The sequence below is a fragment of the Streptomyces sp. NBC_01017 genome (genome assembly GCF_045162795.1).
Classification (GTDB): Bacteria; Actinomycetota; Actinomycetes; order Streptomycetales; family Streptomycetaceae; genus Streptomyces; species Streptomyces machairae.
On record NZ_CP108683.1, the window covers coordinates 2,918,386 to 2,931,431 of the forward strand.

At 71.7% G+C, this 13,046-nt stretch carries 13 protein-coding genes; 7 read left to right on the top strand and 6 right to left on the bottom strand.

Annotated elements, in window-relative coordinates; all coding sequences use genetic code 11:
- The first annotated feature begins 1 nt into the window (after position 1).
- Positions 2-808 carry an ABC-2 family transporter protein gene (locus OG331_RS13460; RefSeq protein WP_406195546.1) on the top strand — a complete coding sequence of 269 codons (807 nt, stop codon included), beginning with the start codon at positions 2-4 and terminating at the stop codon, positions 806-808.
- Between the two features lies 1 nt (position 809).
- The gene (locus OG331_RS13465) at positions 810-1,619 is read left to right on the top strand and encodes an ABC transporter permease (RefSeq protein WP_406195548.1); all 810 of its coding nucleotides are present in this window, start codon (positions 810-812) and stop codon (positions 1,617-1,619) included.
- Between the two features lie 60 nt (positions 1,620-1,679).
- Here OG331_RS13465 and OG331_RS13470 read toward each other — a convergent pair whose 3' ends face one another.
- Positions 1,680-2,171 (bottom strand): hypothetical protein, encoded by a 492-nt coding sequence (locus tag OG331_RS13470; RefSeq protein ID WP_406195551.1) that lies wholly within the window; start codon positions 2,169-2,171, stop codon positions 1,680-1,682.
- Positions 2,172-2,188: 17 nt separating this feature from the next.
- A complete protein-coding gene (locus tag OG331_RS13475; protein ID WP_406195554.1) occupies positions 2,189-3,919 on the bottom strand; it encodes a PHP domain-containing protein in 1,731 nt (576 codons plus the stop codon).
- A gap of 234 nt (positions 3,920-4,153) precedes the next feature.
- Between OG331_RS13475 and OG331_RS13480 the strand changes: the two genes are divergently transcribed.
- Entirely contained in the window at positions 4,154-5,473 is a 1,320-nt protein-coding gene (locus tag OG331_RS13480) for a jacalin-like lectin (RefSeq protein WP_406195557.1), read from the top strand.
- Positions 5,474-5,558: 85 nt separating this feature from the next.
- Positions 5,559-6,158, top strand: coding sequence for a GNAT family N-acetyltransferase (locus OG331_RS13485; RefSeq protein WP_406195560.1), 600 nt, complete (start codon positions 5,559-5,561; stop codon positions 6,156-6,158).
- Between the two features lie 49 nt (positions 6,159-6,207).
- Here the strand turns inward: OG331_RS13485 and OG331_RS13490 are convergent, their stop codons facing one another.
- Positions 6,208-8,523 (bottom strand): ABC transporter permease, encoded by a 2,316-nt coding sequence (locus OG331_RS13490; RefSeq protein ID WP_406195563.1) that lies wholly within the window; start codon positions 8,521-8,523, stop codon positions 6,208-6,210.
- Complete coding sequence (locus tag OG331_RS13495; RefSeq protein WP_406195566.1) at positions 8,520-9,227, bottom strand: ABC transporter ATP-binding protein; 708 nt, start codon at positions 9,225-9,227, stop codon at positions 8,520-8,522. The genes OG331_RS13490 and OG331_RS13495 overlap by 4 nt, the downstream gene beginning before the upstream one ends.
- Positions 9,228-9,366: 139 nt before the next feature.
- Between OG331_RS13495 and OG331_RS13500 the strand changes: the two genes are divergently transcribed.
- Genes OG331_RS13500 through OG331_RS13510 form a run of 3 tightly spaced genes read left to right on the top strand, consistent with a single transcriptional unit; the run spans position 9,367 to position 11,582 of the window.
- Positions 9,367-10,236: a sensor histidine kinase gene (locus OG331_RS13500; RefSeq protein ID WP_406195569.1), complete on the top strand. Its 870-nt coding sequence runs from the start codon at positions 9,367-9,369 to the stop codon at positions 10,234-10,236.
- On the top strand, positions 10,233-10,916 hold the full coding sequence (locus tag OG331_RS13505; RefSeq protein WP_406195571.1) for a response regulator: 684 nt from the start codon (positions 10,233-10,235) through the stop codon (positions 10,914-10,916). The genes OG331_RS13500 and OG331_RS13505 overlap by 4 nt, the downstream gene beginning before the upstream one ends.
- Positions 10,917-10,970: 54 nt before the next feature.
- The gene (locus OG331_RS13510) at positions 10,971-11,582 is read left to right on the top strand and encodes a TetR-like C-terminal domain-containing protein (RefSeq protein ID WP_406195574.1); all 612 of its coding nucleotides are present in this window, start codon (positions 10,971-10,973) and stop codon (positions 11,580-11,582) included.
- A 93-nt stretch (positions 11,583-11,675) separates the two neighbouring features.
- Here the strand turns inward: OG331_RS13510 and OG331_RS13515 are convergent, their stop codons facing one another.
- Both OG331_RS13515 and OG331_RS13520 read right to left on the bottom strand, forming a co-directional pair.
- Positions 11,676-12,476: an isocitrate lyase/phosphoenolpyruvate mutase family protein gene (locus OG331_RS13515; RefSeq protein ID WP_406195577.1), complete on the bottom strand. Its 801-nt coding sequence runs from the start codon at positions 12,474-12,476 to the stop codon at positions 11,676-11,678.
- 25 nt (positions 12,477-12,501) lie between these two features.
- Positions 12,502-12,960, bottom strand: coding sequence for a hypothetical protein (locus OG331_RS13520; RefSeq protein WP_406195580.1), 459 nt, complete (start codon positions 12,958-12,960; stop codon positions 12,502-12,504).
- Positions 12,961-13,046: the final 86 nt, after the last annotated feature.

The following is a 13,046-nucleotide window of genomic DNA, read 5'->3' on the forward strand; positions in this document are numbered from 1 at the left end:
GATGGCCTCCGTACTGCACGGCTGGCGCGCGGCCCGCGTCACGCCGCTCGGTGAGCTGCACACACCGCCGAGGATGACCGCCGTCCTGCTCCGGCTGACCGTCCAGGTGGTCCTGGTGGCGTCGCTGTGGCGCGGCCTGTACGCACACACGGGAACGACCGCCGGACTGACCCGGGAGCAGGCCGTCACGTATGCCGTCCTGGCGGTACTCGCCTCCCGGCTGCGGGAGTTGGACCAGTACGCGGGCCGTGACACCGTCCTGCAGCACATGCACTTCGGCACGATCGTGTACTGGTACCTGCGCCCGCTGCCGCCCCAGCGGTACTACGCCCTGCGGGCCCTCGGCGAGCAGCTGTACGGGCTGGCGTGGGCACTGGGCGGATACGCGCTGTGCCTGGTTGCGGGGGTCGTGGAACCGCCGGAGTCGGCAACGACGGCGGGGGCGTTCGTGTTGAGCATGCTGCTGGGCCAGTGGGTCCTGTACTACGTCATGCTCCTCCTCGACCAGCTCTGCTTCTTCACCATCCGCAACAACTCCGCGATGCTGATCCTGATCTTCGCGCAGAACCTGCTGTCCGGGGTGTACGCGCCCCTGTGGTTCTTCCCGGACTGGTTCATCACGCTGAGCGGCTTCCTTCCCTTCCAGGCGACGCTGAGCGTGCCACTGTCGATCTACGTCGGCCGGATCGGACTTTCGGACGTGGGGGTCCAGTTGGCGATTCAGGCCGCCTGGGTCGTGGCACTGGCGCTGGTCACCCGGTGGGTGTGGCGGCGGGCCGCCCGGCGCGTGATCTCGCAGGGAGGCTGAGATGACGTCGAAGGCCGTGAAGTCCGTGCGCCTCGTGTGGCGCATCTCGCTGCTCAACATCCGGGCCGCGATGGAGTACCGCACCGAGTTCCTGCTGAACATCGCGATCGGCGCGATCTGGCAGATGTCGGTGATCGTGTTCGCGACGGTGCTGCTGGCCCGGTTCACGGGGATGGGCGGCTGGGACAGCTCCGACGTCCTGCTGATCCCGGCGATCCGGATGCTCGCGCACGGTCTGTTCGTCCTGCTCCTGGGCCGTGTGCACTTCATCGGCCGGCAGGTCCAGGAGGGACGGATCGACATCTACCTGCTGCGCCCGATGCCGGTGCACCGCCAGGTCCAGCTCGACTACTTCCCGACCAACGCGATCGGCGACCTGACGGTCGCGGCGGGCCTGATGGTGGGCGCGCTCGGCCGCAGCGACCTGGACTGGACGGCGGGCCGTGTCTCCTACCTGATCGCCGCGGTCATCGGCGGCATGCTCCTGGAGGCGGCCCTGTTCACGGTCGTGGCCTCCGCGTGCCTGCGCTTTCCCGCCGCCGACCACTGGGGCCGCTGGCTGGAGGAACTCCTCGGCACCTTCGGCAGTTACCCCCTGAACGTCCTCCCCAAGGTAGTCGGCGGCTTCCTCACCTTCGCCCTCCCGCTCGCCTTCGTCGCCTACTTCCCGGCGGCAGTCCTCACCGGCCACAGCACCGCCGTCCCCTACTGGCTGGCGGCGTCCTCACCCCTGCTGGGGCTGCTGGCCTATCTGGGGGCGCGGATGCTGTGGGGGTGGGGGCTGCGGCACTACACGGGGGTGAACGGGTGAGGGCGACGGCGACGACGGTCGGTCGTCACCCTCGCCATCCCCGGCGTACGGCCCGCCCCCTCAGTGATCCGCACAGCACGGCGTGGGGTCCGCCACCTCGAAGGGCACGAGCGTGCCGCCCGCCGCCGGCATGGTCGTCAGGACGAGTTCCTCGTTCTGCCATTGCGGGCGTACGTGGTCGCCGGTGATCAGGCGGGTCTCCGGCGACGGGCGGCCCGGTGCGCCCAGGACCGTCACTCGGTCGATCGCCGAGCGGGACAGCAGTTCGGCGATCGTCAGGGTGCCGGTGAGTGCGGGGGCGCCCGGGTAGAGGACCGCCCGGCCCACCGTGTCGGGTGGGCCGGGTGACACCTCGTATCCGCCGGTCGTGAGCCGCTCCTGGGCGGTACGCAGGAGCGGCTCCGACGGCAGGGTGAGGGAGACGACGACCCTCGGGCGGTCTCCCCGTACCAGGTGGGTACAGCCGAACGTGCCTTCGGGGAGAGCGAGTTCGGCCACGAGGCGGTGGAGCAGGTGGTCGGCCGTGCGGAGGTCCCGGACGTCCGCGTCCACCGTTACGGCGTACGGTGTCACGAGGGCAGGACCCACACCGGGTTGGTGTAGAACCACAGGTCGCGCCACGGGTCGGCGTCGCCGACGACGTCGATGGCCGGGCCGGCCGGGTCGACGGCCGCGCCCATCGCGCCGACGGCTGTGCGATTGCCGTCCGTGCCGCGCAGACGGACGTAGACGGGGCGGTCGACCTTGCCGAGGTCGTACGTGAGGCTGACGACGCCGGACGACTTGTTCACCTCGTACGACTTGACCACCTTCGCCGTCGGCGCCGTGAAGGTGTCCTTGTCCGCGACCGGGCCGGTCACATCGCCCTGGATGACGTCCACACGGGCCAGCTCGGGGACGAAGCCCGCCCAGTTGGGGCCGCCCGCCATCGCCACGTCGACCGTCAGGGTGACGCTCGTGCCCTTCCTGACGTGCAGGGCGCCGCCCAGCGTGGCCCAGCGGCGGCCGCCCATCACGCGGACGTCGAGGCCGCTGAGCAGCTGGCCGTGGTCGACCCAGATGCGGCCCGCGCGGATGCCGTCCATGACGGCGGCGTAGGAGAAACCGTCGGCGCCGACGTGCGTACGGCTGTACTGGCCGGGCCAGTAGTCGCCCTGGGTGATGTCGATCCGGCCGGCGTAGACCGGGTCGTCGTAGCGCCCGTTGGCTTCGAAGTTGCCGCCCCCGCGTGCGGCCGTGTCGCCGTACACCTGGTGGGAGTCGGAGTTGGCGGTGATCCACCACGGCTTGCCCTCGGCGAGGAGGCTGTCCCACAGGCCGCCGACGGTCGCGGTCATCCAGTCGAAGCCGCCCCAGGTGCGGTAGCTCTCCAGGGGGTAGCCGGCGAAGGAGTTGGCGCTGGGGTTGTTGTCGTAGATGCCGCGGGCGCGGGCCATGCCGAGGGGCGCGGGCAGGCCGGCCGCCTGGTGGCCCGGGGCGCCCTCGAAGCCGATGGCGATCTGCCGGGTCCGGCCCGCGTCACGCCAGCCGCGGATCTCGTGCGGGGAGTCGACACCGCGGCGCGCCGGGTGGTTGGCGAGCATCAGCGCGTCCTTGACCTTGCGCCGTTCCACCTGCTCGGCAAGGAAGTTGAGCCCGGCGACGGCGAGCGCCTCATTGGTCGGCGTCGAGTCGCCGGCGTTCTTCACACTGCCGTCGTAGTCGTTCTCGAACTGCTTGAGGACGGACACCTCGTTCTTGCCGGGGTGCACGAAGACGGTGCCGTGCTCGGCGGCCGGGATGTTCCACTCCAGGCCCTGGAAGACGAGCGTGTCCTCGTACGCGGCCCGGGCCGCCCGGATGTCCGGGTTGACCTTCTCGACGCCGATCCTGGCGTGGGTCGTGCTGCCGTGGTCGGTGATGACCAGCCAGTCCATGCCGTGCTTGGCGCCCTGGCGGACCTGGTCGACGACGCGGTACTTGCCGTCGCTGCTGTACTGGGTGTGGATGTGGTGGTCACCGGCCAGCCACAGGAAGCCGTTGGTTCTACGGCCCCCCGAGGCCGAGGCGGCGGACGCGGAGGCGGCGGGTGTGGCGGCGGCCGTGGCCGGGGCGACGACGCTGCCTGCGGCCAGCCCGGCGCCCAGCAGACCCGCCCGGCGCAGCAGTGTGCGGCGCGACTGCTGCTCGGGGGTCAGGGCCTCGTCGGGCACGGCGGTGTCGAAGGCGGCGGGCAGGGCGGATGCCGCCGCGCCGTGCGAGTGGTCGTGGTCATGGTCGTGTCCGTGATGGTGATGACCGTGCGCGTGTCCGTGTCCCATGAAAGGCCTCCTGGATGCCGCCGCCTTCTACGGCGCTGCTGCGCCGTGTGTGGAGGATCAAGGCGAAACATGAACGTTGAACGAGCGGCGGGTGGCGGCCGGGTGCCCCGGACGCGGCGGAACGCCACGCCCTTCACTGTTTCCCCAACGGCCCTTGTGCGTCACCCTGGTTGACACGGAACCTGAGCAGCGCTCATCTTCTTGGCCCCCGTCACCCCGGGAGACTCCCCCACCATGAGAAGACTCATCGGCACGCTCGCGGCCGCCGCGCTGGCCCTCACCGGCCTCGCCGCCACCGCGGCCACGCCCGCGACGGCCGCCGACTCCGGCACCTTCAACGTCCTGACGTACAACGTCGCGGGCCTCCCGCTCGGCCTCGGCGACAGCGACCCCGAGACGAACACCCCGCTCATCGGGCAGCGTCTTGCCCCGTACGACATCGTCAACGTCCAGGAGGACTTCAACTACCACGCCTCGCTGTACGCCAACGACACCCACCCGTACCGCACGGCGACCAGCGGCGGCGCGGGCATCGGTGACGGCCTCAACACCCTCTCGGACCAGTCCTTCGAGGACTTCGAGCGGGTGAAGTGGAACGACTGCACCGGCACGAACTGCCTGACCCCGAAGGGCTTCACGCTCGCCCGGGTGCGCCTCGCCGAGGGCGTGTTCGTGGACCTCTACAACGTGCACACCAACGCCGACTCGGACGACGCCGCCCTCGCCGCCCGCCGCGCCAACGTCGAGCAGCTTTCGGACTTCATCCAGGCGAACTCGTCCGGCAACGCCGTCATCGTCATGGGCGACACCAACACCCGCTACACGCGCACCGGCGACAACATCCGCACGCTGGTCGCCGAGAACGGCCTGACCGACGCCTGGGTGCGACTGGTCAAGGGCGGCACACCTCCGGCGGCGGGCAGCGACGCCCTGCTGTGCGACGCGGCGGCACCGACCGACGACTGCGAGGTCGTCGACAAGGTCCTCTACCGCGGCAGCAAGCTGCTGAGCCTTAACGCCACCCGCTACACCAACGACTGGGCGAAGTTCCTCCGCTCGGACGGCAAGCACCTCTCCGACCACTTCCCGCACACGGTCGACTTCTCCTACACCCTCAACTCGTCCCTGAGGGCGGGCGACTTCTTCGGCGGCCCGCACGGCACCGCCTTCAACGACGCGGACAACCTGCCGGCGTCCGTGTCCCCGCGCACGCTCACCCTGCGCGGCGGCACCCGCCTGGACGCGGTGTCCCTCACGCACGACGGCGGCACGGCCCTCACCCACGGCGGTTCGGGCGGCACGGCGACGTCCCTGACTCTGGCAAGTGGCGAGCACCTCACCGCCGTAAAGCTGACGCAGGGCCAGAAGGACGGCCGGACCCGGATCTTCTCGGCCGCCTTCACCACCGACAAGGGCCGCACCCTCGCCGCCGGTACGGCCACCTCGGACGCCAAGACCTTCACGGCGCCGTCCGGTTGGCAGATCGTCGGGTTCACGGGGCGCTCGGGGGACGAGATCGACAAGCTCGGGGTGCTCTACGCGCCGATCGGCTGATCCCGGCCCGCGTGGATGCCCTCGCCCGGACGGTCTTGTGCACCCCGTCCGGGCGGGAGGTCCAGGTCCGCCGTACGGTCGTGCCATGGAGACGACTGGGGACGATGCGACGGTGCTCGGCGTGGCGGGGACCGTCCTCTACCGGCCGGCGCGGCCCGAGGACGGGACGGCCCTTGCGGAACTCGACGGTTCCTTCACCACGGACTCCGTGTTCGAGGTGGCCGCGACCGGCGACGGCTTCGGCATCCGCCAGGTTCCCGTGCAGCCTCCCCTCCACAAGGTCTTCCCCGCCGAGGACGGCAGCGAGGACGACGACGGCACTTCCGCGCCGGCCCGGACGGTGGTCGCCGTCGACGGGGACCGGCTGTGCGGCGTGGTGGAGACCTCTTTCACTCCATGGAACGCCCGCCTGACCGTCCGCGACATCGAGGTCGCCCCGGCGTGGCGGGGCAAGGGGATCGGGCGCACCCTGATGAACCACGCCTTCGGCTTCGCGCGGGAGTGCGGGGCCGGCCATGTCTGGCTCGAGGTCAGCAACATCAACGCTCCCGCGATTCGCGCCTACCTCCGCATGGGCTTCAGCTTCTGCGGGCTGGACACCTCGCTCTACGACGGCACGGAGTCGGCCGGTGAGCAGGCACTCTTCATGTCCCGCCGAGTGCCTGACGAGTCAGACGAGTCATGAGAGCGCCTGCGCGGTGGCAAGGGGGTCCGAGCAGACCGCCCGGCTCACCTCACTCGCTCCGCAGCACCTCCGCGATCGTCAGCCGCCCCGCCCTCCGCGCCGGGACGAACGCCCCCAGCACCGCGATCACCACACCCGCGAGGGCCAGTCCGGCCAGGGCCGGCGCCCGCCAGACGTCCGTCATGTACGCGGGCAGGGTGATGTCGACGGCGTCCACCATCCGGGGGATCACCAGCTGGTAGCCCGCCACGCCCAACGGGATGCCGAGCAGGGAGCCGAGTGCGCCGAGGACCGCCATCGACGTCACCGTCATCACCGTGACCTGTCGCGGGGTCATGCCGATCGACTTCAGCATGCCCAAGTCCCGCCTGCGGTCACGGGTGTTGAGGACGACGGTGTTGAAGACGCCGAGGGACGCGACGACGGTGAGCATCACGGTGAGGGCGGTGGCCGAGCCGATGATGGTCTGCGTGACGGCGTTGGCGTCCCTCACATCGGGTGTGATCCCGGAGTCGGCGGCACGGGCCGCGCGGGCGTAGGCGTTCGGGTCGGTGCCGTCGCTGAGGGCGACGTGGTAGGCGATGGGCCGCTCGTCCGGGGCGAGTGCCGTCAGCGCCGTCCAGCCGCCGACCACGACCCGGGCGTTGCTCTCCATGAACTCCCCGACGACCAGCACCTTCTCGGCCCGGCCGCCCTTCTCCAGGCTGACCCGGTCGCCGACCCGTACGCCGTTCTGGCGCAGGAAGGCCGAGCCGGCCACGACCTCGCCGGCACCCCGTGGCCATCGGCCCGCCGTGAGCACGCTGTCCAGCTGAGTCCGGTCGCCACGACGCCCTTCGAGGATCACCGGATGCGCGGACCCCACGAGGCGTACGTCGACGGACGCACGGGCGGTGACCTCGGTGGCCCCCGGCAACTCCGCGAGGAGTGAGTGGAGTTCGCGGTCGGCGTGCTCCGGCTGGAGCTCCTTGCCGTTGTTGAAGTTGGACGCGTACACGGTGACCTGGAACGCGTCGCGTCCGGCCTCGCCGAACCGGGTCATCGTCGTCGCCAGGCCGGTCGCGAAGGTCACGGTGGTCACGCCGAGGACCACGGCGGCGAGCGTCAGGGCGCTGCGGCCGGGCCGGGCGAACGGCAGGCCCATCCCCAGGCTCACCGAGCGCGGCAGCCTGCTGCCGGCCAGCCGGCGCTGGATCCCCAGCGCACGGCCGGCACGTGGGGCGCTGCCCGCGCTGATGGCCCGCGCCGCCGACATCCGGTGGGCGCGCAGCGCGGGGCCGAGCGCGGCGAGGAGGCAGACGGCGGGCATGCCGAGCAGGGTGAGGGCGTTGATCCAGGGCGCGACCGTGACGGTGTCGTGGAACACCCCCGCGTCCGGCCCCGTGAACACGAATCCGAAGAAGGGGCGTGCCAGCAGGTTGCCCACCGCGGTGCCGACCGCGCAGCCGAGCACCGCGGGTACGGAGATCATCGTGAGGTAGACGGCGACGACCTGACCCGGGGTGAACCCCAGGGCCTTGAGCACGCCGATGTGCCGGAAGCCGGAGATCACGGCACCGCTGACGACGTTGGCGACGATGAGGACCGCGACCGCGATGCCCAGGATGCCGAAGGCCATCAGATAGGGCGTGAATGCCCGGGCCGAGCTGCTCACCTGGTGCTTGAGGCTGAGATACGACCGGGAGGCGGCGAGCGCGTCCGCCGGGAGCTCTTCGGTCACCGTGGCGAGCTGTGCGCGCAGCCGGTCGTCCGTGGAGGCGTCGGGGAAGCGGAACAGCATCTGGGTGACCGTCGGGTGCAGGGCGTCGATCTGCTCGGGTGCGACCCAGGCGTCCGCGGTGCGGCTCAGGTCGAAGGCGAACCCGACGACGGTGAGGTCAGGGCCGCCCGAGGGCATCGGGAGCCGCTTGCCGAGGTCGTCCGCGGTCCAGTCGGACTGCCGGTTCAGGACGACCTCGCCGGGCCGGGTGGCCCAGCGGCCGGCCCACAGGTCCAGCCGGTCCACGGGGCCGTCGGGGTCGGCGCGGCCGACGATCGTGATCTCGTTGCCGAGCCCGAAGTTCATGCTGCCGTCGGGGAGTTCGACCGTGGCCTGGGCGTAGGGGCCCGCGGCGGCCTCGACACCGGGCTGCCGAGCGGTCCGCGCCAGCTGTGCGTCGGAGACCTCGGCGGGGTCGAAGGCGGCGACGACGTGCGGGCCGCGCTGTTCGGCGAAGGCCTTGTCGAAGGGGGCGGAGGCCGCGTCGACCAGGCCGAGGGCCACCACCATGGCCGCCGTCGAGGTCAGCGTCACCAGCGCGATGACGAGCGTCTGAAGTCTGCGCCGCCGTACCGCCGCGCGGGCGGCGCGCCACACGGCCCTCATGCGGACGGCTCCAGGGTGTGCTCGCCGGTCACCCGGCCGTCGGCGAACTCGATCAGACGGCTGGCGCAGCGCCGGGCGAGATGCTCGTCATGGGTCACCAGGATCAGTGTCTGGCCGATCTGGTTGAGGTCGAGCAGCAGGTCCATCACCTGCTCGCCGGAGCGGCTGTCCAGGGCCCCGGTCGGCTCGTCGGCCAGCAGCAGGGCGGGGCGGTTCACCAACGCCCGTGCGACGGCGACGCGTTGGCGCTCTCCGCCGCTGAGTACGGCCGGATAGGCGTTGCGCCGGTCGGCGATGCCGAGTTCGTCGAACAGCTCCAGGGCGCGACGGCGGGCCTGCCGGGCCGGAGTGCCCGTCAGCTGGGCCGCCAGCGCCACGTTGTCGAGGGCCGACAGGTCGTCGATCAGGTTGAAGAACTGGAAGATCATGCCGATGCGGCGCCGCCGGTACAGCGCAAGCCCCTTCTCGCTCAGCTCCCCCACGTTCTCCCCGTGGCCGACGACCGTGCCGCCCGTCGGCCGGTCCAGTCCGGCGATCATGTTGAGGAACGTGGACTTCCCGCACCCCGAGGGCCCCATCACGGCGACCGCCTCTCCCGCACGGATCTCCAGCGACACCCCGGCCAGCGCCGTCGTCTCGCCGTACTCCTTGCGCACCCCGTCGAGCCGGACAACGGCCTCTCCCTTGCTGCCTTCACTGCTCATGGACAGGACGCTACGAGGCGGACCCGCGCCCGGACATCCCTCCCCGGATGGCACATCACCGGGCACCTCATCCTCCGGATGCAGGGCCTGCATCTCCGGGCCGATGCGTTCGCGGTGATCGTCTGTCAGGGTGAGCCCCATGGGGGACTGGGAACCAGGCTGGGTCACGGCGGCGGTGGCGGGTGCGGCCGTACTCGTGCTGACCGTCGCGCTGCTGCGGACACGGCGGCGCCGGCTGCAGGCCGTCGGAGAGCGCGGCTGGCTGCTGGAGCGGGAGCGGGAGAGCGCGGCCCGCGCGGCGGTCATGGCTGAACGCGACCGTATCGCCCGCGAGTTGCACGACATCGTCAGCCACACCGTCAGCCTCATGGTCGTCCAGGCCGGCGCCGCCCGCGAGGTCCTGGGCACCATGCCGGACGAGGCCGCGGCGGCGCTGCGCGCGGTGGAGGACGCGGGGCGGGGTGCGATGACGGATCTACGGCATCTGCTGGGGCTGCTGGCCCCGTCGCCGAGCGGCGAGGACGACGACACGGACGTCGCGCACGACGGGACCGCCGCCGACCTCACCCCTCAGCCCGGCCTGGACCGGCTCGGCCAACTCGTCGACCGCGTCTCCTTCGCGGGGCTGCCCGTCGAGGTCCGGATCTCCGGCGAACCCCGCCCCCTCCCGCAGGGGATCGACGTGACGGCGTACCGCATCGTCCAGGAAGCGCTCACGAACGCACTCAGGCACGGCGACGGAGGAAAGGCGGAGGTCACGGTGCGGTACGCGGACCACGCGCTGCGGGTGGAGGTGCTGAACACCGGGCCGAGCGTGCTGACCGGCGGGGCCTCGCCGAAGCAGAGCCGTCTGCAGGGAGGAACGGGGCGCGGCCTGCTGGGCCTGCGGGAGCGGGTCGCGGTGTACGGCGGCGATCTGGACGCCCGTCGGCGACTCGGCGGCGGCTACCGCGTCCGGGCCCGCATCCCGCTGGACCGTCCCCTGGACCGCTCCCCGGACCTGTCATGACGACACCGGTGACCGAGCCGACGCCCCGCGTTCTCGTCGTCGACGACCAGACGCTGATCCGGACCGGCTTCCGGCTGATCCTGACCGTGCGCGGCATCGAGGTGGTCGGCGAGGCGGCGGACGGCCTGGAGGCGGTGTCGCTGGCACGCGAACTCCGCCCGGACGTCGTGCTGATGGACATCCGCATGCCCACCATGGACGGCCTGGACGCCACCCGCCGGATCCTCGAAGAGGCACCGGGCTGCCGGGTGCTGATGCTGACGACGTTCGACCTGGACCGCTACGTCTACACGGCCCTGTCGATCGGCGCGAGCGGCTTCCTCCTCAAGGACGTCACGCCCGAGCACCTCGCGGCCGCCGTACGACTGGTCGGCACGGGTGACGCCCTGCTGGCGCCCACCATCACCCGTCGGCTGGTCGAGCGCTTCGCCTCCACCCCCGCCGCTCACGCCCCCGCCGTCCACGCCGACCTGGCCTCCCTGACGCCCCGCGAGCTGGAGGTCCTGACGCTCCTGGGCCGAGGCCTGTCCAACACGGAGCTCGCCGCCTACCTCACGCTGAGCGAGGCCACGGTGAAGTCCCATGTGGCCCGCATCTTCGCCAAGCTGTACCTGCGGGACCGCGCCCAGGCCGTCGTCCTGGCGTACGAGACGGGGCTGGTCCGGCCCGGCACTCACTAGGATGCCCCCTAGGGGCCCTAGGCCAGTCTCATGTATCCGGAGGTCACCCACCCCATGGCCCGCGCTGGACTCACCGCCGACCGCCTCGCCGCGGCCGCCGCCGAACTCGCCGACGAGGTCGGGTTCGAGAAGGTCAGCCTGTCCGCGCTGGCCCGGCACTTCGGGGTGAAGGACGCGAGTCTGTACTCGCACGTCAGGAATCTGCAGGACCTGCGGACCCGGGTCGCCCTGCTGGCGGGCGGCGAGATGATCGACCGGATCGCCGCCGCCGTCGCCGGACGCGCCGGCAAGGACGCGCTGGCCGCGTTCGCGGACGCGTACCGGGATTACGCCCTTCAGCACCCGGGCCGCTATGCGGCGACGCAGATCCGCTTGGACCAGACGCTCGTCGCCGACTCCCCCGCCATGCGCCGCACCGCCGAGATCACCTACGGGATGCTCCGCGCGTACGGCCTGGAGGAACCCGACCTCACCGACGCCGTCCGCCTGCTGCGCAGTACCTTCCACGGCTACTGCGCCCTGGAGTCCACCGGCGCCTTCGGTGCTCCCCGCGACGTACGGGAGTCCTGGGAGCGTGCCGTCGACGCCCTGCACGTGGCGCTCGCGAACTGGCCGGGCAGCGAGCACGGCGGGCGCAGCCACCCCAGGCGCCACGCCGACCACTGAGACTGGAGGCTTCGCGGAGGTCATAGGCCGCCACCACGGGAGAGGATGCGTCCTGTCCCAACATCAGCTCGGACGTGGCCCCTTGAGGTTCCGTCAGCCCCGCCCCGACCCTCCCGTGCCCGACGACGCCCCCTCGGCCACCTCGCCCCGGCGGGCGAGGGCGTCCACGGCACCGTACGACGGGGCGGTCCCGCCCGGCGCCCGGCCCTCCCTGATCGCCTCGACCGCTTCCAACGCCGCTCCCAGCGCCCGCCGGTAGAGCAGCGAGCCGAGGCTGACGCGGCGAACGCCGAGGTCGGCCAGGTGCGGGAGAGTGGGGCCGGTCGGTGCGTAGAGGATGTTGAGGGGAACGTCGACGTGCCTCAGCAGGGCGGCGATTCCCGTGGGCTCGCTGAGCCCCGGCACGAACACGCAGTCGGCGCCGGCTTGTTGGTAGGCGTCGAGCCGGTCGATCGTCCCCTCGCCGTCTGCCAGCCAGTACGTGTCGGTGCGGGCGTTGACGAAGAGACCCGGTGCCGCCGACTTGACCGCGGCGATCTTCGCGGCGTGCAGCGCGGTGGAGCCGAGACGGTCCTCCAGGTTGATCCCGACGGCTCCAACAGCCGTGAGGTGCCTCGCGAACTCCCCCACCTCGTCGGGATCCTCGCTGTAACCGTCCTCCGCGTCGACGGAGAGAAGGTACGGATCCGAGCCGAGGGCCAGGGCGAGCCGCAGTGTCTCGTCACGGGTCTCCGACGCCCCGTCGGGCAGACCGGCGGCCGCTGCGACACCGAGGCTCGTCGTGCCGATCGCGCGGAACCCCTGGTCTGCGAGGGCCCGCGCCGAGGCGTGGTCCCAGGCGTTGGGGAGCAGCAGGGGCTGGTCGCCGTGGTGGAGTCCGGCGAACGTGGTCATGAGGGGTCCTCCGGTGCTCGGGCGGTCAGGACAGGTCTCCGACGGCGTCCGCGTAGTACGTCGATCCCTCCAGGTGGCGGGCGAGTTCGCGGAAGCTCCAGCCTTCGCCGGGCGAGTCGTCGAGCTGGTCGTCGCTCAGGGCGTCCAGTCGGTCGGCCCAGATCCGGGCGAGGCGGGTCAGCCTGCTGCGGGCCTCGTCGAGGTCCTGCGGGGTGAAGGGAGCGAGGTCCGCCTCGGTGGTGATGCCGGAGGCGTGCCAGTGGTCGGGCTGGGGCTCCTCACCCGCCAGCCGGGCCTCCAGCTCGGCCAGGTGGTCGATCAGGTGGTCGGCGACGCGGCGGATCGCCTTGTGCGGGGTGTGGACGCGGTCGTCGACACGGGCGGGCGTGCCGTCCCAGTTCGGCCAGGTCGCGGCCAGGGTGAGGACGTGGTCGACCATGCCGGTGACGGCGTCGGCCGGGGTGAGCCGGGCTGTTTCGGTCATGCCCCGAACGCTAGGCGCCGGTCGTTTCGGTACCGGCCGAAGTGTCCCGGCCCTGTCGTCCCATGAGTGAGAGGCACGCGGACGGA

Coding starts and splice junctions, on each gene's coding strand:
- OG331_RS13460 (WP_406195546.1), top strand. CDS start 2: ATGGCCTCCGTACTGCACGGCTGGCGCGCGGCCCGCGTCACGCCGCTC.
- OG331_RS13465 (WP_406195548.1), top strand. CDS start 810: ATGACGTCGAAGGCCGTGAAGTCCGTGCGCCTCGTGTGGCGCATCTCG.
- OG331_RS13475 (WP_406195554.1), bottom strand. CDS start 3,919: ATGGGACACGGACACGCGCACGGTCATCACCATCACGGACACGACCAT.
- OG331_RS13480 (WP_406195557.1), top strand. CDS start 4,154: ATGAGAAGACTCATCGGCACGCTCGCGGCCGCCGCGCTGGCCCTCACC.
- OG331_RS13485 (WP_406195560.1), top strand. CDS start 5,559: ATGGAGACGACTGGGGACGATGCGACGGTGCTCGGCGTGGCGGGGACC.
- OG331_RS13490 (WP_406195563.1), bottom strand. CDS start 8,523: ATGAGGGCCGTGTGGCGCGCCGCCCGCGCGGCGGTACGGCGGCGCAGA.
- OG331_RS13495 (WP_406195566.1), bottom strand. CDS start 9,227: ATGAGCAGTGAAGGCAGCAAGGGAGAGGCCGTTGTCCGGCTCGACGGG.
- OG331_RS13500 (WP_406195569.1), top strand. CDS start 9,367: ATGGGGGACTGGGAACCAGGCTGGGTCACGGCGGCGGTGGCGGGTGCG.
- OG331_RS13505 (WP_406195571.1), top strand. CDS start 10,233: ATGACGACACCGGTGACCGAGCCGACGCCCCGCGTTCTCGTCGTCGAC.
- OG331_RS13510 (WP_406195574.1), top strand. CDS start 10,971: ATGGCCCGCGCTGGACTCACCGCCGACCGCCTCGCCGCGGCCGCCGCC.
- OG331_RS13515 (WP_406195577.1), bottom strand. CDS start 12,476: ATGACCACGTTCGCCGGACTCCACCACGGCGACCAGCCCCTGCTGCTC.
- OG331_RS13520 (WP_406195580.1), bottom strand. CDS start 12,960: ATGACCGAAACAGCCCGGCTCACCCCGGCCGACGCCGTCACCGGCATG.